The following is a 25,823-nucleotide window of genomic DNA, read 5'->3' as shown; positions in this document are numbered from 1 at the left end:
CATGGCCATCGCCATTCCGCGCGGCCCCCGCCGCATCGTCTGCCTCACCGAGGAAGCGACGGAGTGGCTTTACCTGCTGGGCGAGGAGGCGCGCATCGTCGGCATCTCCGGCTACACCGTGCGCCCGCGTAGGGCGCGCGAGGAGAAGCCGAAGGTGAGCGCCTTCCTCAGCGCGAAGATCGACAGGATCCTGGAGCTGAAGCCGGATTGCGTCTTCGGCTTTTCCGACCTGCAGGCCGACATCGCCGCCGAACTCGTGAAGAAGGGCGTGCAGGTCACCATCTTCAACCAGCGCAGCGTGGAGGAGATCTTCGCCATGCTGTACCAGGTGGCGGCGATGGTGGGGCGCGCCGACGACGGCTTGCGCCTGCTCGAAGGCATGCGCGCGCGGCTGCTGCAGGTCGAGGCGGCCGGCCGCGCGCTGGCGCGGCGGCCGCGGGTGTATTTCGAGGAATGGGACGAGCCGCACATCAGCGGCATCCGCTGGGTGTCCGAGCTGGCGGGCATCGCCGGCGGCGACGACGTGTTTCCCGAACTGGCGCTGCAGTCGCTGGGCAAGGACCGGATCATCGCGGACGGCGCGGAGATCGTGCGGCGCAACCCGGACATCATCATCGGCTCCTGGTGCGGCAAGAAATTCCGCGCGGAGAAGGTGGCGGCGCGGCCCGGGTGGGAGGCCGTGAATGCGGTGCGCGACGGGCAGCTGTTCGAAATCAAGAGCGCCGACATCCTGCAGCCGGGACCGGCGGCCTTGACGGACGGCGTGGAGCAACTGCACCGCATCGTCGTGGCGTGGAGCAAGGCGCATGCTTAGGCGACTTGCGCTCATGCTGGTGCTGCTGGCCGCGGGAACCGCGCATGCGGCGATCCAGGTCCGCGACGACCGGAACGCGACGGTGTCCTTCGCGGCACCGCCGCAGCGCATCGTCTCGCTGCTGCCTTCGCTGACCGAATTCGTCTGCGCGCTGGACGCCTGCTCGCGGCTGGTCGGCGTCGACGACTACTCCAACTTCCCGGCCGCGGTGCGCAAGGTCCCGCATGTCGGCGGCCTGGAAGATGCGCGCATCGAAGCCATCGTGGCGCTGCGGCCCGACCTCGTGCTGACGCCGACGTCGTCGCGCGCGCTCGACCGGCTGCAGGCGCTGGGCCTGAAGGTGCTGGCGCTGGAGCCGCGCACCTTTGCCGACGTGCAGCGGGTGCTGGGCATCCTTGGCCCCGTACTCGGAACCGCTGACGCAGCCGTTACGTGGCGGCGCATCGAGCAGGACTTGGCCGCGGTGGCCCGCTCGCTGCCGCCGGCGCTGCGCGGCACGCGCGTCTACTTCGAAGTGAGCGGCGCGCCGTATGCCGCAGGCGAATCGTCCTTCATCGGTGAACTGCTCACGCGCATAGGCGCCGCCAACGTCGTGCCGGCCGCGCTCGGGCCCTTCCCCAAGCTCAATCCCGAGTTCGTGGTGCGCGCGGATCCCGAAGTGATCTTCGTCGAGCAGGGCGAGGCCGCCGGCCTGCCGCAACGGCCCGGCTGGCGCGCCATCCGCGCGGTGCGCGAGCAGCGCATCTGCGCCTACGGCAGCGCGCAGGCGGACGTGCTGGCGCGGCCCGGCCCGCGCATGGCGCAGGCCGCGCAGCTGATGGTGCAATGCCTGCAAGGGCGCTTCCCGGAGGCGGCCAGGTGAGCGCCGTGCTGCGTTCGCCCGCGCCGCTCGGCGGCGTGCTGCTGGCAGCCAGCGCCTTGCTCTGCGCGGTGGGCATCGCGGTCGGCAGCCTCGGCTGGGAGCCTCTGATGGATGCGGCCCCGGCCAATCTCGCGATCGTCCGGGACATCCGCCTGCCACGCACCTTGGGCGCCTGGCTGGCCGGCGCGCTGCTCGGCCTGGCGGGCGCGGTCGCGCAAGGCCTGTTCCGCAATCCGCTGGCCGATCCCTACCTCCTGGGCAGCGCTTCCGGCGCCGCGCTGGGTGTCGCCGTGTTGCTGGTCGTGCTGGGACTGACGCCGGCGGCGGGCTGGGTCGCGCACCTGGGCCTCACCGGCGCGGCCTTCGTCGGCGCGACCGCGGCCGTCGCCATCACGCTGGCGCTGGCGCGCGGCGTGCAGCAGACGCTGCGCCTGCTGCTGGCCGGCGTCATCGTCGGCATGGTGTTCGGCGCCTTCGCGGCGCTGGTGATGTTCCTCGCGCCCGACGTGCTGCGGGCGATGCAGGCCTTCCTGCTCGGAACCACCAGCTTCCTGGGCTGGAGCAGCGTGGTCACGCTGGCCGGGGTGCTCGCGCTGGGCCTCGTCGCGGCAGCAGCGTGCAGCCGCGCGCTCGACGCGCTGGCGCTGGGCGAGACCGCGGCGGCCAGCCTGGGCATCGCGCTGGCGCCTGTGCGTATCGCGCTGGTGGCGATCATGGCCCTCGCGACCGGTGCCGCGGTGGCGCACGTCGGCCTGGTGGCTTTCATCGGCCTCGTCGCGCCGCACCTGGTGCGGGCGCTCGTGAAGCCGACGCACCGCTGGCTGCTGCCGCTATCTGCGCTGGGCGGCGGCGTGCTGCTGCTGGCCGCCGACGTGCTGGCGCGCTGGCTGCTGGCGCCACGCGAGCTGCCGGTCGGCGTGCTGACCTCGGTGCTGGGCGGCGGCTACCTCCTGTACCTCATGCACCGGAGGCCGCTATGAGCGTGGCGATCCAGTGCGCCGACCTGCGCGTGGCCCTCGGCGGCCGCGAGGTGCTGCACGGCATCAACCTGCGCCTGCCCGCCGGCCGCTGGACCGCCGTGGCCGGCCCCAATGGCGCGGGCAAGACCACGCTGCTGAAAGCCCTGGCGCAGTTGCTGCCGGCCCAGGGGCGCGTGCAGCTGCTGGAACGCGAGGCGGCGAACTGGCGGCCGCGTGAACGCGCCAGGGCGCTGGCCTGGCTGGGGCAGGGCGAGGGCGGCGCCGAGGACCTGCTGGCGCGCGACGTCGTCATGCTGGGCCGCCTGCCGCACCAGGACTGGCTGGGCGCGGCCAGCGTCGAGGACCATGCGGCCGTGCGCGCGGCCATGGAAGAAACCCAGAGCTGGGACTGGCGCGCGCGGCCGCTCGGCGAACTCTCGGGCGGCGAGCGCCAGCGCGTGCTGCTCGCGCGCGCGCTGGCCGTGCGCGCCCCGCTTCTCCTCATGGACGAGCCGCTCACGCACCTGGACCCGCCGCACCAGGCCGACTGGCTGGCCATCGTGCGCCGGCACGTCGCGCGTGGCGGCACGGCGATCAGCGTGCTGCACGAGATCGGCATGGCGCTGCAGGCCGACGACCTGGTGCTGCTGGCGCGCGGCCGCGTCGTGCACCATGGCGCCTGCAATGACCCGGCCACGCACCGCGCGCTGGAAAGCGTGTTCGGCGAGCGGATCGCCGTGCATGCCGTTGCCGGCCGCTGGGTCGCCTTGCCGCAGGAGGCGCCGCTGCCATGAGGGCGCGCTGCGTCATGGTGCTGGGCACCAGCAGCGGCGCCGGCAAGAGCTGGCTGGCCACGGCGCTGTGCCGCTGGTTCGCGCGCCAGGGCCTGAAGGTGGCGCCGTTCAAGGCTCAGAACATGTCCAACAACGCGCGCGTCGTCGCCGCGCCCGATGGCGGGCTGGGCGAGATCGGCAGCGCGCAGTACTTCCAGGCGCTGGCCGCCCGGGCCGAGCCGGACGTGCGCATGAATCCCGTGCTGCTGAAGCCCGAGCGCGACGACCACAGCCAGGTCGTGCTGCTCGGGCAGGTGGATCCCGCGCTCGGCGCCATGCCGTGGCGCAGCCGCAGCGAGCACGTCTGGCCGCACGTCGCGCGCGCGCTCGATGCGCTGCGGGCGGAGAACGACGTGGTGGTGATCGAGGGCGCCGGCTCGCCCGCCGAGATCAACCTGATGGCCAGCGACTACGTCAACCTGCGCGTCGCCCGCCACGCCGCCGCGCGCTGCCTGCTCGTGACCGACATCGACCGCGGCGGCGCCTTCGCGCACCTGTACGGCACCTGGGCGCTGCTGCCGCCCGAGGACCGGGCGCTGCTCCATGGCTTCGTGTTGAACAAGTTCCGCGGCGACGCCGCGCTGCTGGCGCCCGGCCCGCAGCAACTGCAGGACCTGACCGGCGTGCCCACGCTGGCGGTGCTGCCGATGCAGCGGGGCCACGGCCTGCCGGAGGAGGACGGCATCTTCCACGACGATGGGGGCGCCGCCGGCGGCCCGGTGCGGCTCACCGTGGCGGTGGTCGCCTATCCGCGCATCAGCAACCTCGACGAGTTCCAGCCGCTGCGCAACGTGCCGGGCCTGCGCCTGCGCTGGGTGCGCACGCCGGCGGAGGCGGCCGGTGCCGACTGGATCGTGCTGCCCGGCTCCAAGCACACCAGCAGCGACCTCGCGTGGCTGCGCGCGCAGGGCCTGGACCGGGCCATCGCCGCGCATGCCGAAGCGGGCGGGCGGGTCCTGGGCATCTGCGGCGGCCTCCAGATGCTGGGCGAGGCGCTGGTCGACACCGAGGCGATCGACGGCAACGGTCCCGGGCTGGGCCTGCTGCCGCTGGTGACGCAGTTCGCCGCCCGCAAGACGGTGCGCCATGCCACGGTGCAATTCGGCGCGATGGGCGGCCCCTGGGCGGCGCTGGCCGGGGTGGCGGCGCGCGGCTACGAGATCCACCATGGCCAGACCGCGCAGCATCCGGCGATGGCCCCCGCCCGCGCCGTGCTGCCGGACGGCCTGGGCTGGCAGAACTCGGCGGGCAACGTGCTGGGGGTGTACCTGCACGGCCTGTTCGAGGACGCCGCGGTGCTGCAGGCGCTGTTCGGCGCCGCCGTCCCATCGCTGGAGACGGTCTTCGACGGGTTGGCGGATTGCGTCGAAGCGCATTTCGAGCCCGGGGTGCTCCCCGGGCTGATCGCCTGCTGACGCCGGCGTCCCGGAAGTCAGGGAAAACGCCCAATCCCGCGATTGCGAAAGGCCGCTCGGGGGGTCTATGCTTCGCGCAGCCGTGGCAACCCGCTCGCGGCACGTCTTGGGGGCAAGCCATGTACAAGAAGATCCTGGTCGCCTATGACGGCTCCGATGCCGGCCAGAAGGCCTTGCTGGATTGCAAGGAACTGGCCATGTGGAGCCAGTCGGAACTGCACCTGGTCGCCGTGATGCCTTCGGCCATGAGCTTCGTCGGCCTCGAGGGCGGCGTCTACGACGTCGAGCTCGAGGAGCGCGAGAAGAAGAAGTACCGCGGGGTGCTCGAGGACGGCCTGCGCCGCCTCGAGGAGTCGGGCTGGTCCGCCCGCGGCGAGGTGGTGACCGGCGAAGCCATCGAGGAAATCACCAAGTACGCGCGCAAGATCTCCGCCGACCTCGTGATCGTCGGCCACAAGCACCTGGACAGCTGGGCCGCCCGCTGGTGGCGCGGCTCCATCTCCGGTGCGCTGATCGAGCATGCGCCCTGCAGCGTGCTGGTGGTGATCACGCGCTAGGCCGGGCCTTCGCCATGGCGATGCCTTCCGGCGGGCGCCGGCCGCCCGACCTTTCCGCCGCGCTGCTGCAGTACCGCCGGCGCGCGGACCGCTACGACCTGGAACTGCTGCCCTTCGAGCCGCTGCGCGGCGAGGCCATCGCGCAGCTGGACCTGCATGACGGCGACACGGTGCTGGACGTCGGCTGCGGCACGGGCCTCAGCTTCGAGGCGCTGGAGCAGCGCATCGGCCCGCGCGGCCACATCGTCGGCGTCGATCCCAGTCCCGACATGCTGGTGCGCGCGGTCGAACGCATCACCGCGCACCACTGGCGCAACGTCGAACTGGTGCGCGCCGGCGCCGCCGACGCGCCGCTGCAAGGCCGGGCCGATGCCGCGCTGTTCCACTTCACGCACGACGTGCTGCGCGATCCCGCTGCGCTGGGCCACGTGCTGGCGCACCTGAAGCCGGGCGCCCACGTCGCGGCCACCGGCCTGCAATGGGCGCCGCCCTGGATGGTGGCCACCAACGCCTTCGTGCTCGGCGCCGCGCTGTATTCCGTGTCTTCGCTGGACGGGCTGGACTGCCCCTGGGACCGCCTCGCCAGCCACCTCGACGACGTGCACGTGCAAAGCGCGTGGATGGGCGGCATCTACATCCTGAGCGGCCGGGTGGCCATGCATTGAAAAAGATGAACAACCTCAAGAAACTCGCAACCAGTCTTTTCCTCGTCCTCCTGCTCGCGGCCTGCGGCTCGGTCGCGCCGCCCGCGCCGCCGCCGAAGCTCGTGGTGTTCTTCGTGGTCGACGGGCTGCCGCAGCGCCAGGTCACCGGCTACCGCGACCAGCTGGCGCCCGACGGCCTGGCGCGCTTCCTGGACCGCGGCGTCGCCTTCAGCGAAGCGCACTACGCGCACGCCTTCACGGTAACCGCCGCCGGCCATGCCACGCTGCTGACGGGCGCCTCGCCCGCGCGCCACGGCATCATCGGCAACGAGTGGCGCGACCCCGCGACCGGCGCCGAGGTCTATTGCACCGGCGACACCGCGGCCACCTACATCGGCAATGCCACCAAGCCGCTGGACGGCACCAGCCCGCGCAACCTGAAGGTGGAGACGCTGGGCGACGTGATGCGGCGCGTCGATCCGCGCGCCAAGGTGATCGGCATTTCGGGCAAGGACCGCGGGGCGATCCTGCCGGCGGGCCATGCCGGCACCGCGTACATGTATATGTCCGGCAGCGGGCAGTTCGCTTCGACGACCTACTACATGCCGCGCCATCCCGCCTGGGTCGAGGCCTTCAATGCGGAGAAGCGCGCCGACCGCTACCGCGGCACGGAGTGGAAGCCGCTGCTGCCCGACGCGGCCTACGCGCGTTCGCTGCCCTTCAACCAGGTCGGCCCCAAGGCGCAGCTGCCGCTGCGCACGGACGACTACGCCGCGTTGCTGCGCAGCCCCTTCGCCGACGCGCTGTCGCTGGACTTCGCGCGCGCCGCCATCGCCGCGGAACAGCTGGGACGCGACGACGTGCCTGACCTGCTGGTGGTGAGCCTCTCGGGCCACGACTACGTCAACCACGCCTTCAGCGCCGAGTCGCGCTTCTCGCAGGACCACCTGCTGCAGCTCGATCGCCTGCTGCAGGACTTCTTCCGCGACCTGGATGCGACCGTGGGCCGCGACAACTACGTCGCCGTGCTGTCGGCGGACCATGGCTTCACGCCGGCGCCGGAAACCAGCAAGGCCCGCGGGCAGGAAGGCGGGCGCATCGAAGGCGCGAAGATGCTGCAGCAGGTGAACGCACAGCTGGAAAGCCGCTTCGGCGTGCCGAAGCTGGTGCTGGGCAGCTCCGCCTCGTCCCTGGTGCTGGACAAGGCCTTGCTGGCGCAGCGCGGCCTGGCCGCGGACACGGTGGCGGCTGCGGCGCGCGACGTGCTCGCCGCGCAGGACGGCATCGCCGTGGCGTACACCCGCCGCGAACTGGAGTCGGGCGGCCGGGCCGGCTCGCCCTTCTTCGACGCCATGCAGCGTTCCTTCAACCGCGAGCGCTCGGGCGACGTGCAGTACGCCACCCGGCCCGGCTGGATGTTCGGCACCAGCACGGCCACCCACGGCTCGCCCCACGAGGCGGACACGCACGTGCCCATCCTCCTGTGGGGTCCGCGCTGGATGAAGGCGCAGGCCGTGGCGACGCCGGTGCAGACCGTCGACATCGCGCCGACGCTGGCGCGCCTGCTCGGCGTGCCGGCGCCCGCGGCCAGCGAGGGGAAGCTGCTGCCGCTGGCTGCGCCCTGAGCAACTTCACACAAGCGATACAGTGCGCACACGCGGGCGTCATTTCCGGGCCCCAAGCTGAAAGCCTGGCCGGAAACGCAGCAGGAAAGCGCCTACAGAGACTCGCGCCGGCCACTGTCGATTGGCTGAGCCAGCCGCGCGCACGCTCTGCGGCTGCTGAACTTGCCCGCCGTGCCATCGACGGAACAAGAAAGAGAACCGATGCCCGCCATGCCTCCCGCTCCGGCCGAACCGCCCGAGTATTTCGAGCAGCCCACCCCCCCGGGCAAGCCCCCCCGCCGCAAACTGAGCCGCCGCGCCACCCTGATCGGCAGCGTGCTGGCGCTGGTCGTGGCCGTCGGCCTGGCCTGGCTGGCCTATGACCTGACCCGGCCCGAGCAGCTTTCGTCCGCGCAGCGCGGCGCGGGCGGCGGCCCCGGCGGTGCCGGCGGGCCCGGTGGCGGCGGTGGCGGCGGTGGCTCGGGCGGCGGTCGGGCCGGCGGCGCGGGAGGCCGCGGCGCGACCACCGTCGGCATCGCCGTTGCCGAGGCTGCCGACATCCCCGTCAACATGGAAGCGCTGGGCACCGTGGTGCCGCAGGCCTCCGTGCGGGTGCGGCCGCAGGTGTCCGGCGTGCTGACGCAGGTGCTGTTCAAGGAAGGCCAGGCGGTCAAGAAGGGCCAGCTGCTGGCGACCATCGATCCGCGGCCCTTCGAGATGGCGGTGCAGCAGGCGGTGGGCGCGCGCATGCGGGACGAAGCGCAGCTCGCGGCCGCCCGGGTTACGCTGGAGCGCTTCGAAACGCTGCTGAAGCAGGACTCGATCGCCCGCCAGGAAGTCGACACGCAGCGCGCCACCGTGCACCAGCTGGAAGCCACCGTGGTCGGATCCAAGGCGGCCGAAGGCACGGCACGCCTGAACCTCTCGTACACCCGCATCGTCTCGCCGATCGAAGGCCGCGTCGGCCTGCGCACGGTGGACGTCGGCAACCAGGTGAGCACGGGCGACACCAATGGCGTGGCCCTCGTCACCAAGCTCAGCCCCATCGACGTGGAATTCTCGGTGCCGCAGGACCACGCCAGCTGGCTGCAGCGCAACGCCGGCGCTTTCATGGACGTCAAGGCCTTCGACCGCACCCGCACCACCTTGCTGGACGACGGCGTGTTCGCCTCGCTCGACAACCAGATCGACACGACCACCGGCACCGTGAAGGCCAAGGCGCGCTTCAACAACACGCGCCTGCAGCTCTTTCCCAGCCAGTTCGTCAACGTGCAGCTGCAGCTGCGCACCATCCAGAACGCGGTGGTGGTGCCGGTGACGGCGGTGCGCCAGAGCAGCACCGGCGAATACGTGTTCGTGCTGCAGGACGACCGCACCGTCAAGCTGCGGCCGGTCGTGCGCGGCCAGATGGTCAACGACAAGGTGCAGGTCACCAGCGGCCTGCAGATCGGCGAGAAGGTCATCACCGAAGGCGCGGACCGCCTGCGCGACGGCGCGCGCGTGCTGCTGCCGGGCGACACGCCGGGGCAGGGCATGGGCCAGGGCGGACGGCGCCGCCGCGACGGCGCCTCGGCGCCGCAGGGCGGGGCATCGTCGGCGCTGCCGTCGGCGTCCGAGCCTTTCACCGGCGCCTCGGCGGCCCGCAATGGCGAAACACCGCGCGGACCGCGCGGGCAGCGGGAAGCCGCCGCGCCGGCAGCATCGGCCTCCATGGGCGCCGCGGCGGTGGCCAATGCCGCGCCCGCGGCGGCCTCACCCGCCGGCGGTGGCGACGGCGGTGCGCCGCGCGCCATGCCGCCGGGCTGGGAGAAGCTGACGCCCGAGGAGCGCGCCAAGCGCCGCGAGGAGTTCATGAAGCTGTCGCCGGAAGAACGTGCGAAGCGGCGCGAGGAGTTCCAGAAACGCCGCGCGGCGGCCGAGGCGGGCGGCGCGACCTCCCAATGAGTCCGTCCCGTCCTTTCATCCTGCGGCCGGTCGCCACCGCGCTGCTGATGGTGGCCATCGTGCTGGCCGGCCTCGTCGGCCTGAAGTTCCTGCCGCTGTCGGCGCTGCCGCAGGTGGACTATCCGACCATCCAGGTGCAGACGCTGTACCCGGGCGCCAGCCCGGAAGTGATGGCGCAGACGGTCACCGCGCCGCTGGAGCGCCAGTTCGGGCAGATGCCGGGCCTGGCGCGCATGGGATCGACCAGCGCCGCCGGCGTGTCCATCGTCACCCTGCAGTTCAACCTGGGCCTCGCGCTGGACGTGGCCGAGCAGCAGGTGCAGGCCGCGATCAACGCCGGCGCTTCGCTGCTGCCGGCCGACCTGCCGGCGCCGCCGGTCTATGCCAAGGTCAACCCGGCCGACGCGCCGGTGCTGACGCTGGCCATCACCTCCACGACGCTGCCGCTCACGGAAGTGCGCAACATCGTCGACACGCGCCTGGCGCTCAAGATCAGCCAGGTGAGCGGCGTCGGCCTGGTGACGCTCGCCGGCGGCCAGCGGCCCGCCGTGCGCATCCAGGCCGACAACCGCGCGCTGGCCAACCTGGGCCTCGGCCTGGATTCGGTCCGCACGGTGATCTCGACCGCCAATGCCAACGCGGCCAAGGGCAGCATCGACGGCGCGACGCGCTCGTACACGATCAACTCCAACGACCAGTTGCTGACGGCCAAGGACTACCAGCAGCTGGTGGTGGCCTTCCGCAACGGCGCGCCGATCCGCCTGTCGGACGTGGCGCAAGTGGTCGAGAGCGCGGAGAACGTCAAGCTCGGCGCCTGGGCCAACGAGCATCCGGCCATCATCCTGAACGTGCAGCGCCAGCCGGGCGCCAACGTGATCGCGACCGTCGACGCCATCAAGAAACGCCTGCCCGACCTGCAGGCCGGGCTGCCGGCCGCCATCCAGGTCGAAGTGCTGTCGGACCGCACCACCGGCATCCGCGCCTCGGTCGAGCACGTGGAAATCGAGCTGGTGCTGGCCGTCGTGCTGGTGGTGCTGGTGATCTTCGCCTTCCTGCACAGCCCGCGCGCCACGGTGATCGCCAGCCTGGCGGTGCCGATCTCGCTGATCGGCACCTGCGGCGTGATGTACCTGCTGGGGTACAGCCTGAACAACCTGTCGCTGATGGCGCTGACCATCGCCACCGGCTTCGTCGTCGACGACGCCATCGTGATGATCGAGAACATCGCGCGGCACATGGAAGAGGGCATGCCGCCGATGGAGGCGGCCCTGAAGGGCGCGACCGAGATCGGCTTCACCATCATCTCGCTGACGGTGTCGCTGGTGGCGGTGCTGATCCCGCTGCTGTTCATGGGTGACGTGATCGGGCGCCTCTTCCGCGAGTTCGCGGTCACGCTGGCGATCACCATCCTGATCTCCGCGGTGGTCTCGCTGACGCTGGTGCCGATGATGTCGGCGCGCTGGCTGCGTTCGCGCGACACCGGCTCGGCGCACGGCATAGGCGCGCGCATCCAGCCTTACTTCGACCGCGTGATCCACCACTACGACCGCGCGCTGGTCTGGGTGCTGGCGCGCCAGGGCCTCACGCTGCTGATCGCGCTGGGCACGCTGGTGCTGACGGTGCTGCTGTACCTGCTGATCCCCAAGGGCCTGTTCCCGACGCAGGACACCGGCCAGCTGCAGGTGCGCGTGGAGGCGGCGCAGTCGATCTCCTATCCGAAGATGGCGGCGGTGCAGCAGGACGTCGCCCGGATGCTGCTGGAAAGCCCTTCGGTGCAATCCATCGCCAGCTTCGTCGGCGTCGACGCCGCCAACAACACGATGCTGCACACCGGCCGCATGCTGGTGAACCTGAAGGCCTCGCGCCCCGGCCTGCAGAAGGTGATGGACGACCTGCGCAACCGCGGCCAGAAGGTGGCCGGCGTGCGCCTCTTCCTGCAGCCGGTGCAGGACCTGACCATCGAATCGGAAAGCGGGCCCACCCAGTACCGCTTCGCGCTGGAGGGCTCCGACACCGCCATGGTCGGCGATTGGGCGACCCGGCTGGTCGAACGCCTGCGGCAGGAAAAGCGCCTGGCCAACGTGACCACCGATGCCAATGCCACGGGCGCGGCAATGTTCGTCGACGTGGACCGCGACACCGCGGCGCGCGTGGGCATCTCCGCTTCCACCATCGACGAAGCGCTGTACAGCGCCTTCGGCCAGCGCATCGTCTCCACGATCTTCACCGAGACCAACCAGTACCGCGTGGTGCTGGAGGCGCGGCCCGACCTGGGCGCCACGCCCGACGCGCTGGCCGGCATCCAGATCAAGACCAGCAGCGGCGAGCCGACGCCGCTCTCGGCGGTGGCGCGCATCAGCGAACGGCGCGCGCCGCTGCAGATCACGCACGTCGCGCAGTACCCGGCGGCCACCATCGGCTTCGACACCGCGCCCGGCGTGGCGCTGGGCAACGCGGTCAAGGACATCCGCGCGGTCGCCGAGGAGATGAAGCTGCCCGCCGGCGTGACGCTGACCTTCCTGGGCGCTTCCGGCGCCTACGAGACTTCGCTGTCCAACCAGCTGTGGCTGATCCTGGCGGCGGTGGTCTGCGTCTACATCGTGCTGGGCGTGCTGTACGAAAGCTACGTGCACCCGCTGACCATCCTGTCGACGCTGCCTTCGGCGGGCGTGGGCGCCTTGCTGGCCCTGTGGATCACCGGCAACGGGCTGGGGGTGATCGGCATCATCGGCATCATCCTGCTGATCGGCATCGTCAAGAAGAACGCGATCATGATGATCGACTTCGCCTTGGAAGCCGAGCGGGTGGAAGGCAAGTCGCCGCAGGAGGCGATCCACCAGGCGGCGCTGCTGCGCTTCCGGCCTATCCTGATGACGACGCTGGCGGCGCTGTTCGCGGCCGTGCCGCTGATGTTCGGCTGGGGCGAGGGCGCCGAGCTGCGCCGGCCGCTGGGCCTGGCGATCTTCGGCGGGCTGATCGTGAGCCAGCTGCTGACGCTGTTCACGACACCGGTGATCTATCTCGGGTTCGATAGCCTCGGGCGCCGCTGGCGCCGGGGCGATGGATCCCGGGCCGAGCCCGGGATGACGACACCGTGAACCTGTCGGCCCCCTTCGTCCGCCGCCCCGTCGGCACCGTGCTGCTGACGGTCTGGATCGCGCTGGCGGGCATCGCCGCGTTCTTCAAGCTGCCGGTGGCTTCGCTGCCGCAGGTGGACTACCCGGTGATCTCGGTCTCGGCCAGCCTGCCCGGCGCGAGCCCGCAGACCATGGCCACGAGCGTGGCCACGCCGCTGGAACGGCGCCTTGGCGTGATCGCGGGCGTCAACGAGGTCACGTCCAACAGCGGCACCGGCAGCACGCGCGTGACGCTGCAGTTCGACCTGAACCGCGACATCGATGCCGCCGCGCGCGAGGTGCAGGCGGCGATCAACGCATCGCGCAGCGACCTGCCGTCCACGCTGCGCAGCAACCCGACCTACCGCAAGGCCAACCCGTCGGCGGCGCCGGTGCTGATCCTCGCGCTGACTTCGCCCACGCGCTCGCCCGGGCAGATCTACGACGCGGTGTCCAACATCGTGCAGCAGAAGATCGCCCAGGTGCCCGGCGTCGGTGACGTCGAACTCGGCGGCGGCTCGCAGCCCGCGGTGCGCGTCGAGGTCGTGCCCTTCGCGCTGAACCGCTACGGCATCTCGATGGAGGACATCCGCGCCGCCATCCAGTCCGGCACCGCCAACCGGCCCAAGGGCGAGGTGGAAGTGCGCGGCCAGCGGCTGCAGGTCTACACCGGCACCGGCATGGCCAACAACGGCAAGACCGCCTCGGACTACCGCGGCCTGGTCGTGGCCTGGCGCAACGGTTCCGCGGTGCGGCTGGCCGACGTCGCCGACGTCAGCGACGGTGTCGAGAACATCAACACCATGGGCCTCTTCAACGGCCAGCCGGCGGTGATCGTGCTGGTGACGCTGCAGCCGGGCGCCAACGTGATCGCCACCGTGGACGGCGTGCGCGCGCTGCTGCCGAACCTGCAGGAGGCGCTGCCCAAGGACGTGAAGCTGCAGGTCGCGTCCGACCGCACCCATTCGATCCGCGCCTCGCTGCACGAGGTGGAGCTGACGCTGGGCATCGCGATCCTGCTGGTGGTGCTGGTGGTCAGCATCTTCCTGCGCAGCGCCCGCGCGACCTTCATCCCGGCGGCCGCGACGATCGTCTCGCTGCTCGGCACCTTCGGCGTGATGTACATGCTGGGCTTCTCGCTCAACAACCTGTCGCTGATGGCGCTGACGGTGGCGACCGGCTTCGTGGTGGACGACGCCATCGTGGTGCTGGAGAACACCTCGCGCCACATCGAGGCTGGCATGGACCGCTTCCAGGCGGCGCTGCTGGGCGCGCGCGAGGTCGGCTTCACCGTGCTGTCGATCAGCCTGTCGCTGATCGCCGTGTTCATCCCGCTGCTGTTCATGGGCGGGCAGGTGGGGCGCCTGTTCCGCGAGTTCGCGGTGACGCTGTCGGCGGCGGTGATGATCTCGCTGCTGCTGTCGCTGACCACCACGCCGATGATGTGCGCCTGGCTGCTGCATCCCGAGGGCCACAAGAAGGAGCCGGGGCGGCTCGCACGCTGGTCGGAGCGCGGCTTCGCCTGGGTCCAGCGCAGCTACGAGGTGAGCCTGGACTGGGCGCTGGCGGCGCGCTGGCTGGTGCTGCTGATCCTGGTGTTCATCGTGGCGCTGAACGCCTTCCTGTTCGTGCAGATTCCCAAGGGCTTCTTCCCGCAGCAGGACACGGGCCAGATCAACGGCGGCATCCGCGCCGACCAGAGCATCTCCTTCCAGGCCATGCAGGACAAGCTGAAGCAGCTGGTGGACATCGTGCGCAACGACCCGGCCGTGGACACCGTGGTGGCCTTCACCGGCGGCAGCCGCGCGGGCGGCGGCTTCATGTTCATGAACCTCAAGCGCGGCGGCGATGCCGAAAAAGGCCAGGCCGTGATCGCGCGGCTGCGGCCGCAGCTGGCGAAGGTGACCGGCGTGAGCCTGTTCCTGAACCCGGTGCAGGACCTGCGCATGGGCGGGCGCCAGTCCAACAGCACCTACCAGTACACGCTCAAGAGCGACAACGACGCCGACCTCAAGCTCTGGGCGACGAAGCTGGCCGAGGCGATGAAGCAGGAAGAGGCGCTGACCGACGTCGACACCGACCAGCAGGAGAACGGCGTCGAGACCTATGTGGACGTCGACAAGGACAGCGCGCGGCGCCTGGGCATCACCTCGCGCGACGTCGACAACGCGCTCTACGACGCCTTCGGCCAGCGCCAGGTGGCGACCATCTACGAGGAGCTGAACCAGTACAAGGTGATCCTCGGCCTGGCGCCGCGCTACATCAAGAGCCCGGAGGCGCTGAAGGACGTGTACGTGCCGACCCGGTCGACGACGACCACGGCCTCCACCGGCAGCACCGGCACGACGACCGCCACGACCACCACCACCGGAACCTCGGCGAACCTGTCGCTGCGCGATGCGTCCACCGGCGCCGCCGTGAGTTCGAGCGCGACGACGATGGCGCCGCTGTCGGCCATCGCCAGCTTCCGGCAGCGGCCCACGGCCACCTCGGTCAACCACCAGGATTCCGAGCTGGCCACCACCATCTCGTACAACCTGGCCGAAGGCGCGACCCTGGCCGAGAGCCAGGCCGCGGTGCGCGCGGCGGAAGCGTCCATCCACATGCCGATCAACGTGCGCGGCAGCTTCCAGGGCACGGCGCGCGCGGCGCAGGAGTCGAACCAGCAGCAGCCCTTGCTGATCCTGGCGGCCATCGTCGTCATCTACATCGTGCTGGGCGTGCTCTACGAAAGCCTGGTGCACCCGATCACCGTGCTGTCGACGCTGCCCTCGGCCGGCATCGGCGCCGTGCTGGCGCTGCTGATCTTCAAGATGGACTTCTCCATCATGGCGCTGATCGGGCTGTTCCTCCTGATCGGCATCGTCAAGAAGAACGCCATCCTGATCATCGACTTCGCGCTCGACGCCGAGCGTTCGCGCGGGCTGTCGCCCTACGACGCGGTGCGCGAGGCCTGCCTGCTGCGCTTCCGCCCCATCCTGATGACGACCATGGCGGCCATCCTGGGCGCGCTGCCGCTGGCCATCGGCTTCGGCGAAGGCGCCGAGCTGCGCAGGCCGCTGGGCATCGCCATCATCGGCGGCCTGGTGGCCAGCCAGGTCATCACCCTGCTGACCACGCCGGTGGTCTACCTGCTGCTGGACAAGCTGCGCCGCCGCAGCCCGCTCGAGCGGCAACTGAGCCGGCACGGCGACACGGAACTGCTTCCCCAAACATGAAATCGCGCGCACTTTCCACTCCCATCGCCGCGGCCGTCGCGGCCTCGCTGCTGCTGTCCGCCTGTGGCTCCCTGGCGCCGCGCTACGCAGCGCCCGCGGTCGACACGCCGGTGGCCTTCAAGGAAGGCCGGGGCGCCTGGGTGGCCGCGGCGCCCGCCGATGCACTGGAGCGCGGGCCCTGGTGGGAACTGTTCGACGATCCGGTGCTGAGCCAGCTGGAAGCGCAGGTGGAGGCGGCCAACCAGAACGTGGCCGCGGCCGTGGCCGCCTACGAGCAGGCGCGCGCGCTGACGCGCGAGCAGCGCGCCTCGCTGTTTCCGCAGGTGGGCCTCGACGCGGGCGCCAACCGCAGCGGCCGCGGCGGCGGCGGCGGTTCCGCCAGCAGCTACAAGATCGACATCGGCGCGAGCTGGGAGCCCGACGTGTTCGGCCGCCTGCGCCTGGGCGTGGACAGCGCGCGCTACAACGAGCAGGGCGTGCTGGCGGACCTGGCCGCCGCGCGGCTGGCGGCGCAGGGCGAGCTCGCCGTCGCCTACTTCGGCCTGCGGCTGTCCGACGTCGCGCGCGGGCTGGTCGAGGAAACGCTGGCCGGCTACGAGCGCACCTTGCGCATCACGCGCAACCGCTACGACGCCGGCGTGGTGGCGCGCACCGACGTGCTGCAGGCCGAGACGCAGCTGGCCAATTCGCGCTCCGACCTGCTGGGCCTCGAACGCACGCGGGCGCAGTACGAGCACGCCATCGCCGTGCTGGTGGGCAAGGCGCCGGCCAACTTCAGCCTGCCCGCGCAGAAGGACTGGACGGCGCGGGTGCCGGGCATTCCGCCGGAAGTGCCTTCGGTGCTGCTGCAGCGGCGGCCCGACATTGCGGCGGCCGAGCGCGCGGTGGCGCGGGCCAACGCGCAGATCGGCGTGGCGCGCGCCGGCTACTACCCGAGTTTCGGCATCAGCGGCTCGATCGGCTCCAGTGCCGCATCGATCGGCGACCTGTTCAACGTGTCGAGCCTGGTGTGGTCGCTCGGCATCTCGCTGGCGCAGACGATCTTCGACGCCGGCGCGACCAGCGCCCGGGTCGATGCCAGCAAGGCCGCTCTGGAACAGGTGTCGGCGCGCTACCGCCAGACGGTGCTGTCGGCCTTCCAGGACGTGGAAGACCAGCTGGTCGCGCTGCGCGTGCTGCAGCAGCAGCAGGCGCTGCGGGCCGAAGCGAGCCGCGCGGCCGACCTGGTGGAGCAGCAGGTGCTCAACCGCTACCAGGCGGGGCAGGTCAACTACACCGAGGTCGTCACCGCGCAGGTCGGCGCCTTCAATGCCCGCCGGGCGCTGGTGCAGGCGCAGATCGACCGGCAGCTGGCCGCCGTCGCGCTCATCCAGGCGCTGGGCGGTGGCTGGCGCGGGCTGGGAGTGCCTGTCGCCGGCGGGGGCAATTGAGGAAAGTCAACCCGCCGTCATGCGACCCGGTTAAGGTGGGCGCATGGGCAACGGCAAGTTCGCAATCATCCTCGCGCTGCTGATCTCGGTGGGCGTCGCCGCCTGGCCGAGCGCGACGCAGCGCAGCGTCGCGCACGGCGTCACCGTCGCCGTGACGCCCGGCAACCTCGACGCCGGCAACGGCATCTGGGACTTCGCCATCGCGCTCGAGTCGCGGGGCACCCGCCTGAACGACGAATTGATGGACAGCGTGGTGCTGCTGGGCGACGGCCGCCAGGTCAAGCCGCTGGCCTGGGAAGGCGCCGGGCCGGGCGGCAGCCACCGCGCCGGGGTGCTGAAGTTCGTCGCGTTGAAGCCGCGGCCGAAGGAGCTGGAGCTGCGCATGCAGCGGCCGGGCGAGAAGGCGCCGCGGGTGTTCCGGTTCGCGTTCGGGGAGTGGAGCGTCTGACGCCCCGGGATCAAGCCGTCGGCTCGGTCCCTTGCCCCAGCAGCGCCAGCATGCCGCCCTCCAGCGCCTCCATGTGCTTCGCCAGCTGGGGCGTGCCTTCCTTGGAGATCTTCATGTAGCCCTTGAAGGTGCGCAGCAGCGCCGGCCGGTCGGCGTGGTGCAGCAGCACCGTGGCCAGCGCGGCCTGCAGCACCTGCACCTGCGCGGCCAGCAACAGCTGGTTGTCGAGCATGCCCTGGATGCTGGCGGTGTGCACCTCCAGCGTTTCCTTCAGTTCCTTGTCGTCCATGGGGCATTGTCGCCGTTTACGGCGGCGGTGTTTTCGGCTGGTAGTCGCAGTATTGGATGACCGCGCACTGCCAGCACTTGGGCGTGCGCGCCACGCAGACGTAGCGCCCGTGCAGGATCAGCCAGTGGTGCGCGTCGACCTTGTATTCCTTGGGCACCCGCTGCACCAGCTTCATCTCCACTTCCAGCGGCGTCTTGCCCGGCGCCAGGCCGGTGCGGTTGGAGACGCGGAAGATGTGGGTGTCGACTGCCATCGTCTCCTCGCCGAAGGCGACGTTCAGCACCACGTTGGCGGTCTTGCGGCCCACGCCGGGCAGGGCCTCGAGCGCCTCGCGGTCGCGCGGCACTTCACCGCCATGCTGTTCCACCAGGATTCGGCAGGTCTCGATCAGGTGCTTGGCCTTCATGCGGTACAGGCCGATGGTCTTGATGTACTCCTCCAGGCCTTCGCGGCCCAGCGCCAGGATCGCCTGCGGCGTGTGCGCGGCGTGGAAGAGGCCGCGCGTGGCCTTGTTCACGCCGGCGTCGGTGGCCTGGGCGGACAGCAGCACGGCCACCAGCAGCTCGAACACGGTGCTGAATTCCAGCTCGGTCGTCGGCAGCGGATTGGCTGCGCGCAAGGTGGCGAAAAAGGGTTCGACGTCGCGGTCTCTCATTGGGCGAGTGTAGTTTTGCCCTGGAACTGCCCCACCACCGCGGCGATGATCGCCGCCTTTTCCGAGTCGCGCCGTTGCACCAGCGCGATGCGCCGCTCCTCCGCCTGCGGCAGTTCGACGACGCGCAGCTTGGGGTCGGCCTGCCAGCGCGCGTCGCGCAGCAGCGGCACCAGCGTCACGCCCAGGCCCGAGCGCACCAGCTCCACGATGCTTTCCAGCGCGTTGAGCTCCAGGAACTCCTGCGGCTTGGCCCGCAGCCGCCGCAGCGTCCGCTCCACCAGGTGGCCCGTGTGCTGGGTGCGGTCGAAGCGGATGAAGGGCTGCGCTTCGAGGATGGAGCGCGGCGTCGCCTCGGGCAGCTTGCGCGGCGCCACCAGCACCATCGCCTCGGCATAGAGCGGGGTCCAGGCGAGTTCGGGCCGCGCCGCACCGGGCTCGCGCACCACCAGCGCCGCGTCGAGCTCGCCCGAGCGCACCCGCTCGATCAGCTCGATCGACTTGGCGGCCGACACGTGCAGCTCCAGCGCCGCGTGGCGCGCCTTGAGGGCGAGCGTGGCCTGGAGCAAGGGCCGCACCGCGGACACCACGGCGCCCAGGTTCACCGTGCCGGCGATGCCGCCGGCCGCCGCCGCGGGCGCCAGCAGCTGCTCGTACAGCGCCAGCAGGCGGCGCACCTGCGGCACGAGCGCCCGGCCGGCCTCGTTGAGCACCACGGCCTTGCCTTGCCGTTCGAACAAGGGCCGACGGAGTTCGGACTCGAGCGCCCGCATCTGCTGGCCTACGGCCGCTTGCGTGAGCGCGACGCGGGCGGCGGCCGCGGCAAACGAGCCCTCGGCCGCGACGGCCGAGAAGGTGCGCAGGAGGCGGATGCTGCTCATGCCGCCATCGTAAAGCAATGCTTTAGGACCGCTAAAGCAAGTTTCGCTTTTGCTTTGGCGTGCCGCTTCCTATGATGGCCGGATGAAGAAGCTGTTCGCTCCCCTCCTGCTGGCCCTGGCGGCCGGCCTCGCCATGCCCGCCGCGCAGGCGCAGGGCTACCCCAACAAGCCGATCCGGCTGGTGGTGCCTTTCCCCGCCGGCGGCGCCACCGACATCTTTGCCCGCGCCGTGTCGCAGAAGCTGGGCGAGCGCCTCGGCCAGAACGTGATCGTCGACAACAAGCCCGGCGCCGGCGGCACCATAGGCTCCGACATCGTCGCCAAGGCGCCGGCCGACGGCTACACGCTGCTGCTCGCCACCAGCAGCACGCACAGCATCGGCCCGAGCTTCGGCAACAAGCTGCCTTACGACGCGGTGGCCGACTTCGCGCCCATCGCCCACGTCGGCAATGCGCCCAGCATCATGCTGGTGCCGAACAGCTCGCCCGCCAAGACGGTGAAGGAGTGGGTCGACTACGCCCGCAAGAACCCCGGCAAGCTCAATTACGCCAGCAGCGGCAACGGCACCATCGTCCACCTGACGGCGGAGGCGTTCAAGGCGCAGTCCGGGTTGTTCCTGGTGCACATCCCTTACCGCGGCACCGCGCTGGCGATTCCCGACCTGGTGAGCGGCAAGGTCGACGTGCTGTTCGACTCGCTGCCCAGCGGCCTGCCGCACGTGAAGGAAGGCCGGCTGCGCGCGCTGGGCATCACCAGCCTGAAGCGCTCGCCGCTGCTGCCCGACCTGCCGCCGGTGTCGGACACGGTGCCCGGCTTCGAGTCGGTCACCTGGTTCGGCCTGTACGGCCCCAAGGGCATGCCGGCCGACCTCGTCGCGAAGGTGAATGCGGCGGCCAATGCGGCGCTGCAGGACCCGGACGTGAAGGAGCGGCTCGCGCGCCTGGGCATCGAGCCCGCCGGCGGCACGCCGCAGCAATTCGCCACCATGACCGACCAGGACCGCGCGAAGTGGAAGAAGATCATCCAGGCGCGCGGCCTCACCGCCGATTGAACAGCATGAACCACTTCGACTTCCACAATCCCTACCCGACCACGCGCATCCCCGTCTTCGCGCGCAACGTCGTCTCCACCTCGCATCCGCTGGCCGCGCAGGCCGGCCTGCGCATCCTCTGGCAAGGCGGCAACGCGGTGGATGCGGCCATCGCATGCGCCGCCGCCATGACCATCTGCGAGCCGGTCAGCAACGGCCTGGGCAGCGATGCCTTCGCCATCCTGTGGGACGGCAAGCAGCTGCAGGGCATCAACGGCTCGGGTCCGGCCCCCGCCGGCTGGACGCCGCAGTACTTCGAGAAGAAGTACGGCGCCGCCGCCGCCACGCCGCCCAAGCGCGGCATCGATTCGGCCACCATCCCCGGCGCCGTCGGCATGTGGACCGCGCTGTCGGAGCGCTACGGCAAGCTGCCCTTCGCCGACCTGCTGCAGCCCGCGATCGAGATCGCCGAGCGCGGCTACCTGATGCCCGTGGTCGTGCAGCAGAAGTGGGAGGCGGCGCGGCCGGAGCTGAGCGCGCTGCCCGGCTTTGCCCAGAGCTTCCTGCCGCGCGGGCGCTCGCCCAACGTCGGCGAGCTGTTCCAGTTCCCGGCGGCGGCGCGCGCGCTGCGGTGCATCGCGGAAACGAAGGGCAAGGCTTTCTACGAAGGCGAGATCGCCGAGGCGCTGGCCCGCTTCAGCGCGCAGAACGGCGGCGTCCACACGCTGAAGGACCTGGCGGCCTACCAGCCGGAATGGGTCACGCCGATTGCGCGTGACTACCGCGGCTACACGCTGCACGAGATCCCGCCCAACGGGCAAGGCATCGCCGCGCTGATGGCGCTGGGCATTGCGGAGAAGTTCGACCTGGCCTCCATGAAGGTCGACGGCGCCGACTCGCAGCACGTGCAGATCGAAGCCATGAAGCTGGCCTTCGCCGACGTCTACAAGCAGGTGGCCGAGCGTTCCGCGATGGAGGTGACGACCGAGCAGCTGCTCGACGACGCCTACCTCGCGAGCCGCGCCCGGCTGATCGACATGAAGAAGGCGCAGGCCTTCGGCGCCGGCAACTTCGTCAAGGGCGGCACGATCTACCTGACCGCCGCCGACCAGGACGGCATGATGGTCAGCTTCATCCAGAGCAACTACATGGGCTTCGGCTCCGGCTGCGTCGAGCCGGAGTTCGGCGTCAGCCTGCAGAACCGCGGCCACGGCTTCAGCCTGAAGCCGGGGCCCAACCAGGTGGCCCCGGGCAAGCGGCCCTTCCACACGATCATCCCCGCCTTCCTCACCAAGGGCGGCCAGCCGGTGATGAGTTTCGGCGTCATGGGCGGCAACATGCAGCCGCAAGGCCACCTGCAGACCACCGTGCGCATGCTCGACTACAAGCAGAGCCCGCAGGCGGCCTGCGACGCGCCGCGCTGGCGCTTCAACAGCGGCCTCGAGATCAACGTCGAGCAGCAGATGGACAAGGCGACCGTGCAGGAACTGTCCGCGCGCGGCCACCAGGTGGAAGTCATCAACGACAGCTACCAGGACTTCGGCGCCGGCCAGTTCATCTGGCGCATGGGTCAGCCGGACAAGGAAGGTTACGTGGCCGCCAGCGACTCGCGCCGCGACGGGCTCGCCGCTGGGTTCTGAGCAACGCGGCCGGGGCTTAGTTCGCGTGCATTGTTGCCGTTCGTGGCTGGGCGGTGCGAATTGCAGGGCAACAAAAGTTTCAAGCCGCACGCGACCGATTAGTTGACACACCCTCTTGCGGGGGGATGTCACCATGAAGTCGACATGAGTTTCGACTTCAAGGTCACGCCGGGCCCGCAGCACACCCGGGTGACCCTCGCGGGGGAGGCCACGATGGGCCAATTGCTTTCCCTGCTCCAGGTGCTGCAGGTGGACAGCGCGGCGTGGCCGCGGGAAGCCGTGCTGCTCGACCTGAGCGAGCTGTACACGGACTTCTCGCAGGCCCAGCGGACGCAGTTCCAGCAGGAGGCCGTGCGCATGCTGCACCGCATGCAGTGCGTGACGGTTCGCTGGAACCCCGCGACCTAGCTACGGGCGCAGTCCGGTGAGGTAGTGGCCGAGGTTCTCGATGTCCGCATCGCCCAGGGTGCGGGCGACGCTGGTCATGGTGCCGGCGTCGTTCGTGCGGGTGCGGTCCTTGAAGGCCTTGAGCTGGGCGACGATGTACGCGTAGCCTTGCCCGGCCACGCGCGGGATCTCGTTCTGCCCGAGGAAGCCGCCGAGGTGGCACATGGTGCAGAGCGTTTCCTCCGACTTCGCCTTGCCGAGCTTGGCCTTCGCCTCGTCGACCTTGAAGGTGGATGGCTTCAGCGGCTGCGCCGCATAGAAGTTCGCGATGGCAATCATGTCCTCGCGCGTGAGGTTGGCCGCCATGGGCGACATCAGCGGGTTGCTGCGCCGGCCCTCCTGGTAGTCCTTGAGCTGGATGTAGAGGTAGCGCCAGGTCTGGCCGGCCAGGCTCGGGAAGTCGGCCGAGACGGCGTTGCCGTCCGGCCCGTGGCACGCGGCGCAGACCTGCGTCTTGGCGCGCACGGCCTCCGTGTCCTGCGCCACCGCGGGTGCGAGGCCTGCGAGCAGCGCGCCGGCGAGGAAGACGGCGTGCAACGTCAAGGCTTCAATCCAGCGCGAACACGGCCAGCGTGTTGCCCCGCTTGAAATCGAGCTGGGTGTTGCCGCCGCAGCCCATGGCGACGTACTGCTTCCCCTTCACGCTGTAGCTGACGGGCATGGCGTTGGCGCCGGCGCCGCAGTTGAATTCCCACAGCAGCTGGCCGGTGCCCGCATGCAGCGCACGGAACAGGCCGTTGCCTTCGCCGTAGAACACGAGGTCGCCGCCGGTGGCCAGCGCGCCGCCGATCAGGGGCTGCTCGGTGTCGAACTTCCAGGCCATCTTGCCGGTGTCGATGTTGACGGCCGCGAGGCGTCCCCATTGCTTTTCGCCCTCGATCACCTTGAAGGCGCCGCCCAGCCAGAGCTTGCCGCCCGGGTACTTGCTGGCTTCCACGTGGTAGGTCATGGGCTGGTGCAGGTTCAGCGCGTAGACGTTGCGAAACTTCGGGTGGAAGGCCATCGGCGACCACTCCACGCCGCCGTTGGCGCCAGGCAGCATGCGCGCCCCGTTCGCGGTCGGCAGCACCCACATGTTCTCCTGCGGGATCATCGCCTCGGAGTAGCGAATCAGCTTGCCGGTGGCGCGGTCGTGCACGTACACGTGGCCGGTCTTGCCGCCGTGGAGCACGGCCGGAACCATCTTGCCGCTCGCATCGCGCGCGTCGACCAGGATGGGCGGGCTGACCGCATCGAGGTCCCACACGTCGTGCGCTATGTACTGCGAGTGCCACTTGTAGGCGCCGGTGTCCAGGTCCACCGCCACCATCGAGTCGGTGTAGAGGTTGTCGCCCGGGCGCTCCGCGCCGAACAGGTCGGGCGAGGGGTTGCCCACCACGAAGAAGATCGTGCGCGTCTGCAGGTCGACCGCCGGATTCATCCACACGCCGCCGCCCAGCGTCTGGTAGAAGTTCGGGTCGCGCGCCAGCGACTCGCGTTCGGCCGCGATGTTGCGCTTCATGTTGCGGCCGGTGAGGTCGTTCTCGGCCCACACGCCCTCGTGCCCCTTCTCGGGGATGGTGTAGAAGGTCCACAGCAGCTTGCCGTCCTTCGAGTCGAAGGCCTTCACGAAGCCGCGGATGCCGTACTCGCCGCCGTTGGTGCCGATCAGCACCTTGCCGTCGACGACCGTCGGCGCCATCGTTTCGCTGTAGCCCTTTTCGGGATCGGCGATCTGCGTTTCCCACAGCAGCTGGCCGCTCTTCGCGTCCAGTGCCACGAGCTTGGCGTCCAGCGTGCCCATGAACAGGCGGCCGCCTTCGATCGCCACGCCGCGGTTGTTGGGGCCGCAGCAGAAGGTGGTGATCGGCCCCATCTTGTGCTTGTAGTGCCAGAACTGGCGGCCGCTCGCGGCATCCAGCGCATACACGTGGTTGAAGGCGGTCGTCATGTACATGATGCCGTCCACCACGATGGGCGCGGTTTCCATCGACTCCTTCACCTCGGTCTGGAACAGGAACACCGGGCGCAGGCGCTTGACGTTGCCGGTGTTGATCTGCGAGCCGGGGTAGTAGCGCTGCTGCGCATAGCCGCCGTTGGTGTGCAGCCAGTTGACGTCCTGCCGGTCGGCCGCGTTCAGCATGGCCTGCGAGACGTCCGGGGCCTTGACGATCATGCTGGGGCCGGCGCTGCGCTGGCCCTGGATTTCCTGCGCGGGCGCCGCCGCCGCCAGGGCGCAGAGGCCGAGTGCGGCAAGCCAATGGGGGAGGGGGGGTACGACTTGCATAAAGACTTCTCCTCGTCGGGTGAGTGAAGTCCGGCGCGCAAGCGTCGGGCTGGCCGCTGTTGATCGCGGTCCGGGCCAGTATGATGATTTCGCGTCTCCAAGACAAGGAGGTGGCGCATGGCCTACCGGATCGCCCGCATCGTGCTGGTCCTGCTGCTCGCGGGGCAGGCGCTGGGCGCACTTGCCCAAAAGGGCATGGACAACATCAACATGAACGGCCAGTTGCTGGTGGCCGCGCGCGCCGCCAACCTGGCGCGCACGCGCGAGCTGCTGGCGGACGGCGCCGACGCCAACTCGCGTGACCGCAACGGCGACTCGGCGCTGAACCTCGCTGCCAGCCGCGGCAATGCCGAGCTGGTCGAGGTGCTGCTGGCCGCGAAGGCCGACGTCAATCTTGCGAACCTGGCCGGCGTGACGCCGCTGATGGGCGCCAGCTTTGCCGGCAACGGCGCGCTGGTGCGACGCCTGCTGGCGGCCGGCGCGCGTATCGAGCCGGTGGACCGCATCCGCAAGACCGCCGCGACCTATGCGGCCGCGCAAGGCTGCACCGACTGCCTGCTGGCGCTGTTGCAGGCCGGAACCCACGTCAACGCGCGGCTCGACGCCCAGCTCACGTTGCTGATGTGGGCCGCGGGGCAGGGGCAGGAGGAAACGGCGAAGCTGCTGCTGGAGCGCGGGGCCGACCGCAGCCTGCGCGACGACCGCGGCAAGACGGCGGCGGACATCGCGCGCGACGCGAACCAGCCGAAGCTGGCGCAGCTGCTCGCGCCTTGA

The 25,823-nt window shown here is 70.5% G+C and carries 22 protein-coding genes; 17 read left to right on the top strand and 5 right to left on the bottom strand.

Going from position 1 to position 25,823, the window contains the following annotated elements; genetic code table 11:
• The first annotated feature begins 1 nt into the window (after nt 1).
• The 13 genes from LZ009_RS07895 to LZ009_RS07835 all read left to right on the top strand — a co-directional run bounded on the left by LZ009_RS07895 (nt 2) and on the right by LZ009_RS07835 (nt 17,844).
• Complete coding sequence (locus tag LZ009_RS07895; protein WP_275697358.1) at nt 2-814, top strand: ABC transporter substrate-binding protein; 813 nt, start codon at nt 2-4, stop codon at nt 812-814.
• On the top strand, nt 807-1,676 hold the full coding sequence (locus LZ009_RS07890; RefSeq protein WP_275697357.1) for an ABC transporter substrate-binding protein: 870 nt from the start codon (nt 807-809) through the stop codon (nt 1,674-1,676). Before LZ009_RS07895 ends, LZ009_RS07890 begins: the two co-directional genes overlap by 8 nt.
• Complete coding sequence (locus LZ009_RS07885; protein WP_430300214.1) at nt 1,640-2,656, top strand: FecCD family ABC transporter permease; 1,017 nt, start codon at nt 1,640-1,642, stop codon at nt 2,654-2,656. Before LZ009_RS07890 ends, LZ009_RS07885 begins: the two co-directional genes overlap by 37 nt.
• Complete coding sequence (locus LZ009_RS07880) at nt 2,653-3,429, top strand: ABC transporter ATP-binding protein (protein ID WP_275697355.1); 777 nt, start codon at nt 2,653-2,655, stop codon at nt 3,427-3,429. Before LZ009_RS07885 ends, LZ009_RS07880 begins: the two co-directional genes overlap by 4 nt.
• Nucleotides 3,426-4,883 (top strand): cobyric acid synthase, encoded by a 1,458-nt coding sequence (locus LZ009_RS07875; protein WP_275697354.1) that lies wholly within the window; start codon nt 3,426-3,428, stop codon nt 4,881-4,883. The genes LZ009_RS07880 and LZ009_RS07875 overlap by 4 nt, the downstream gene beginning before the upstream one ends.
• Before the next feature lie 119 nt (nt 4,884-5,002).
• Complete coding sequence (locus tag LZ009_RS07870) at nt 5,003-5,440, top strand: universal stress protein (protein WP_275697353.1); 438 nt, start codon at nt 5,003-5,005, stop codon at nt 5,438-5,440.
• Between the two features lie 14 nt (nt 5,441-5,454).
• Entirely contained in the window at nt 5,455-6,105 is a 651-nt protein-coding gene (locus LZ009_RS07865; RefSeq protein WP_275697352.1) for a class I SAM-dependent methyltransferase, read from the top strand.
• A 5-nt stretch (nt 6,106-6,110) separates the two neighbouring features.
• Nucleotides 6,111-7,709, top strand: coding sequence for an alkaline phosphatase family protein (locus LZ009_RS07860; protein WP_275697351.1), 1,599 nt, complete (start codon nt 6,111-6,113; stop codon nt 7,707-7,709).
• Nucleotides 7,710-7,910: 201 nt separating this feature from the next.
• On the top strand, nt 7,911-9,632 hold the full coding sequence (locus tag LZ009_RS07855) for an efflux RND transporter periplasmic adaptor subunit (protein WP_346730729.1): 1,722 nt from the start codon (nt 7,911-7,913) through the stop codon (nt 9,630-9,632).
• Nucleotides 9,629-12,730 carry an efflux RND transporter permease subunit gene (locus LZ009_RS07850; RefSeq protein ID WP_275697350.1) on the top strand — a complete coding sequence of 1,034 codons (3,102 nt, stop codon included), beginning with the start codon at nt 9,629-9,631 and terminating at the stop codon, nt 12,728-12,730. The genes LZ009_RS07855 and LZ009_RS07850 overlap by 4 nt, the downstream gene beginning before the upstream one ends.
• Entirely contained in the window at nt 12,727-15,966 is a 3,240-nt protein-coding gene (locus tag LZ009_RS07845; RefSeq protein WP_275697349.1) for an efflux RND transporter permease subunit, read from the top strand. Before LZ009_RS07850 ends, LZ009_RS07845 begins: the two co-directional genes overlap by 4 nt.
• Complete coding sequence (locus LZ009_RS07840; RefSeq protein ID WP_275697348.1) at nt 15,963-17,396, top strand: efflux transporter outer membrane subunit; 1,434 nt, start codon at nt 15,963-15,965, stop codon at nt 17,394-17,396. The genes LZ009_RS07845 and LZ009_RS07840 overlap by 4 nt, the downstream gene beginning before the upstream one ends.
• Nucleotides 17,397-17,439: 43 nt before the next feature.
• On the top strand, nt 17,440-17,844 hold the full coding sequence (locus LZ009_RS07835) for a hypothetical protein (protein WP_275697347.1): 405 nt from the start codon (nt 17,440-17,442) through the stop codon (nt 17,842-17,844).
• A 10-nt stretch (nt 17,845-17,854) separates the two neighbouring features.
• On the opposite strand, the gene LZ009_RS07830 is transcribed toward LZ009_RS07835, so the two are convergent.
• Genes LZ009_RS07830 through LZ009_RS07820 form a run of 3 tightly spaced genes read right to left on the bottom strand, consistent with a single transcriptional unit; the run spans nt 17,855 to nt 19,666 of the window.
• Nucleotides 17,855-18,133 carry a hypothetical protein gene (locus tag LZ009_RS07830; protein ID WP_275697346.1) on the bottom strand — a complete coding sequence of 93 codons (279 nt, stop codon included), beginning with the start codon at nt 18,131-18,133 and terminating at the stop codon, nt 17,855-17,857.
• 16 nt (nt 18,134-18,149) lie between these two features.
• Nucleotides 18,150-18,788, bottom strand: coding sequence for an endonuclease III (nth, locus tag LZ009_RS07825; RefSeq protein ID WP_275697345.1), 639 nt, complete (start codon nt 18,786-18,788; stop codon nt 18,150-18,152).
• The gene (locus LZ009_RS07820) at nt 18,785-19,666 is read right to left on the bottom strand and encodes a LysR substrate-binding domain-containing protein (protein ID WP_275697344.1); all 882 of its coding nucleotides are present in this window, start codon (nt 19,664-19,666) and stop codon (nt 18,785-18,787) included. Before LZ009_RS07820 ends, nth begins: the two co-directional genes overlap by 4 nt.
• Nucleotides 19,667-19,748: 82 nt before the next feature.
• On the opposite strand from LZ009_RS07820, the gene LZ009_RS07815 reads away from it, so the two are divergent.
• The 3 genes from LZ009_RS07815 to LZ009_RS07805 all read left to right on the top strand — a co-directional run bounded on the left by LZ009_RS07815 (nt 19,749) and on the right by LZ009_RS07805 (nt 22,744).
• Nucleotides 19,749-20,717 carry a Bug family tripartite tricarboxylate transporter substrate binding protein gene (locus tag LZ009_RS07815; protein ID WP_275697343.1) on the top strand — a complete coding sequence of 323 codons (969 nt, stop codon included), beginning with the start codon at nt 19,749-19,751 and terminating at the stop codon, nt 20,715-20,717.
• A gap of 5 nt (nt 20,718-20,722) precedes the next feature.
• The gene (locus LZ009_RS07810; protein ID WP_275697342.1) at nt 20,723-22,336 is read left to right on the top strand and encodes a gamma-glutamyltransferase family protein; all 1,614 of its coding nucleotides are present in this window, start codon (nt 20,723-20,725) and stop codon (nt 22,334-22,336) included.
• A gap of 144 nt (nt 22,337-22,480) precedes the next feature.
• Nucleotides 22,481-22,744: a hypothetical protein gene (locus tag LZ009_RS07805; RefSeq protein ID WP_275697341.1), complete on the top strand. Its 264-nt coding sequence runs from the start codon at nt 22,481-22,483 to the stop codon at nt 22,742-22,744.
• On the opposite strand, the gene LZ009_RS07800 is transcribed toward LZ009_RS07805, so the two are convergent.
• Nucleotides 22,745-23,326, bottom strand: coding sequence for a c-type cytochrome (locus tag LZ009_RS07800; RefSeq protein WP_430300211.1), 582 nt, complete (start codon nt 23,324-23,326; stop codon nt 22,745-22,747). It abuts the gene before it with no gap.
• A gap of 4 nt (nt 23,327-23,330) precedes the next feature.
• Complete coding sequence (locus tag LZ009_RS07795; protein WP_275697340.1) at nt 23,331-25,049, bottom strand: pyrroloquinoline quinone-dependent dehydrogenase; 1,719 nt, start codon at nt 25,047-25,049, stop codon at nt 23,331-23,333.
• Between the two features lie 117 nt (nt 25,050-25,166).
• Between LZ009_RS07795 and LZ009_RS07790 the strand changes: the two genes are divergently transcribed.
• The gene (locus tag LZ009_RS07790; protein ID WP_275697339.1) at nt 25,167-25,823 is read left to right on the top strand and encodes an ankyrin repeat domain-containing protein; all 657 of its coding nucleotides are present in this window, start codon (nt 25,167-25,169) and stop codon (nt 25,821-25,823) included.

This window comes from Ramlibacter paludis (assembly GCF_022012305.1).
Taxonomy (GTDB): Bacteria; Pseudomonadota; Gammaproteobacteria; order Burkholderiales; family Burkholderiaceae_C; genus Ramlibacter; species Ramlibacter paludis.
Note: the sequence above shows the minus strand (reverse complement) of the source record. Positions and strands in the feature narration are given on the sequence as shown.

Coding starts and splice junctions, on each gene's coding strand:
- LZ009_RS07895 (WP_275697358.1), top strand. CDS start 2: ATGGCCATCGCCATTCCGCGCGGCCCCCGCCGCATCGTCTGCCTCACC.
- LZ009_RS07890 (WP_275697357.1), top strand. CDS start 807: ATGCTTAGGCGACTTGCGCTCATGCTGGTGCTGCTGGCCGCGGGAACC.
- LZ009_RS07885 (WP_430300214.1), top strand. CDS start 1,640: ATGCCTGCAAGGGCGCTTCCCGGAGGCGGCCAGGTGAGCGCCGTGCTG.
- LZ009_RS07880 (WP_275697355.1), top strand. CDS start 2,653: ATGAGCGTGGCGATCCAGTGCGCCGACCTGCGCGTGGCCCTCGGCGGC.
- LZ009_RS07875 (WP_275697354.1), top strand. CDS start 3,426: ATGAGGGCGCGCTGCGTCATGGTGCTGGGCACCAGCAGCGGCGCCGGC.
- LZ009_RS07870 (WP_275697353.1), top strand. CDS start 5,003: ATGTACAAGAAGATCCTGGTCGCCTATGACGGCTCCGATGCCGGCCAG.
- LZ009_RS07865 (WP_275697352.1), top strand. CDS start 5,455: ATGGCGATGCCTTCCGGCGGGCGCCGGCCGCCCGACCTTTCCGCCGCG.
- LZ009_RS07860 (WP_275697351.1), top strand. CDS start 6,111: ATGAACAACCTCAAGAAACTCGCAACCAGTCTTTTCCTCGTCCTCCTG.
- LZ009_RS07855 (WP_346730729.1), top strand. CDS start 7,911: ATGCCCGCCATGCCTCCCGCTCCGGCCGAACCGCCCGAGTATTTCGAG.
- LZ009_RS07850 (WP_275697350.1), top strand. CDS start 9,629: ATGAGTCCGTCCCGTCCTTTCATCCTGCGGCCGGTCGCCACCGCGCTG.
- LZ009_RS07840 (WP_275697348.1), top strand. CDS start 15,963: ATGAAATCGCGCGCACTTTCCACTCCCATCGCCGCGGCCGTCGCGGCC.
- LZ009_RS07835 (WP_275697347.1), top strand. CDS start 17,440: ATGGGCAACGGCAAGTTCGCAATCATCCTCGCGCTGCTGATCTCGGTG.
- LZ009_RS07830 (WP_275697346.1), bottom strand. CDS start 18,133: ATGGACGACAAGGAACTGAAGGAAACGCTGGAGGTGCACACCGCCAGC.
- nth (WP_275697345.1), bottom strand. CDS start 18,788: ATGAGAGACCGCGACGTCGAACCCTTTTTCGCCACCTTGCGCGCAGCC.
- LZ009_RS07820 (WP_275697344.1), bottom strand. CDS start 19,666: ATGAGCAGCATCCGCCTCCTGCGCACCTTCTCGGCCGTCGCGGCCGAG.
- LZ009_RS07815 (WP_275697343.1), top strand. CDS start 19,749: ATGAAGAAGCTGTTCGCTCCCCTCCTGCTGGCCCTGGCGGCCGGCCTC.
- LZ009_RS07810 (WP_275697342.1), top strand. CDS start 20,723: ATGAACCACTTCGACTTCCACAATCCCTACCCGACCACGCGCATCCCC.
- LZ009_RS07805 (WP_275697341.1), top strand. CDS start 22,481: ATGAGTTTCGACTTCAAGGTCACGCCGGGCCCGCAGCACACCCGGGTG.
- LZ009_RS07795 (WP_275697340.1), bottom strand. CDS start 25,049: ATGCAAGTCGTACCCCCCCTCCCCCATTGGCTTGCCGCACTCGGCCTC.
- LZ009_RS07790 (WP_275697339.1), top strand. CDS start 25,167: ATGGCCTACCGGATCGCCCGCATCGTGCTGGTCCTGCTGCTCGCGGGG.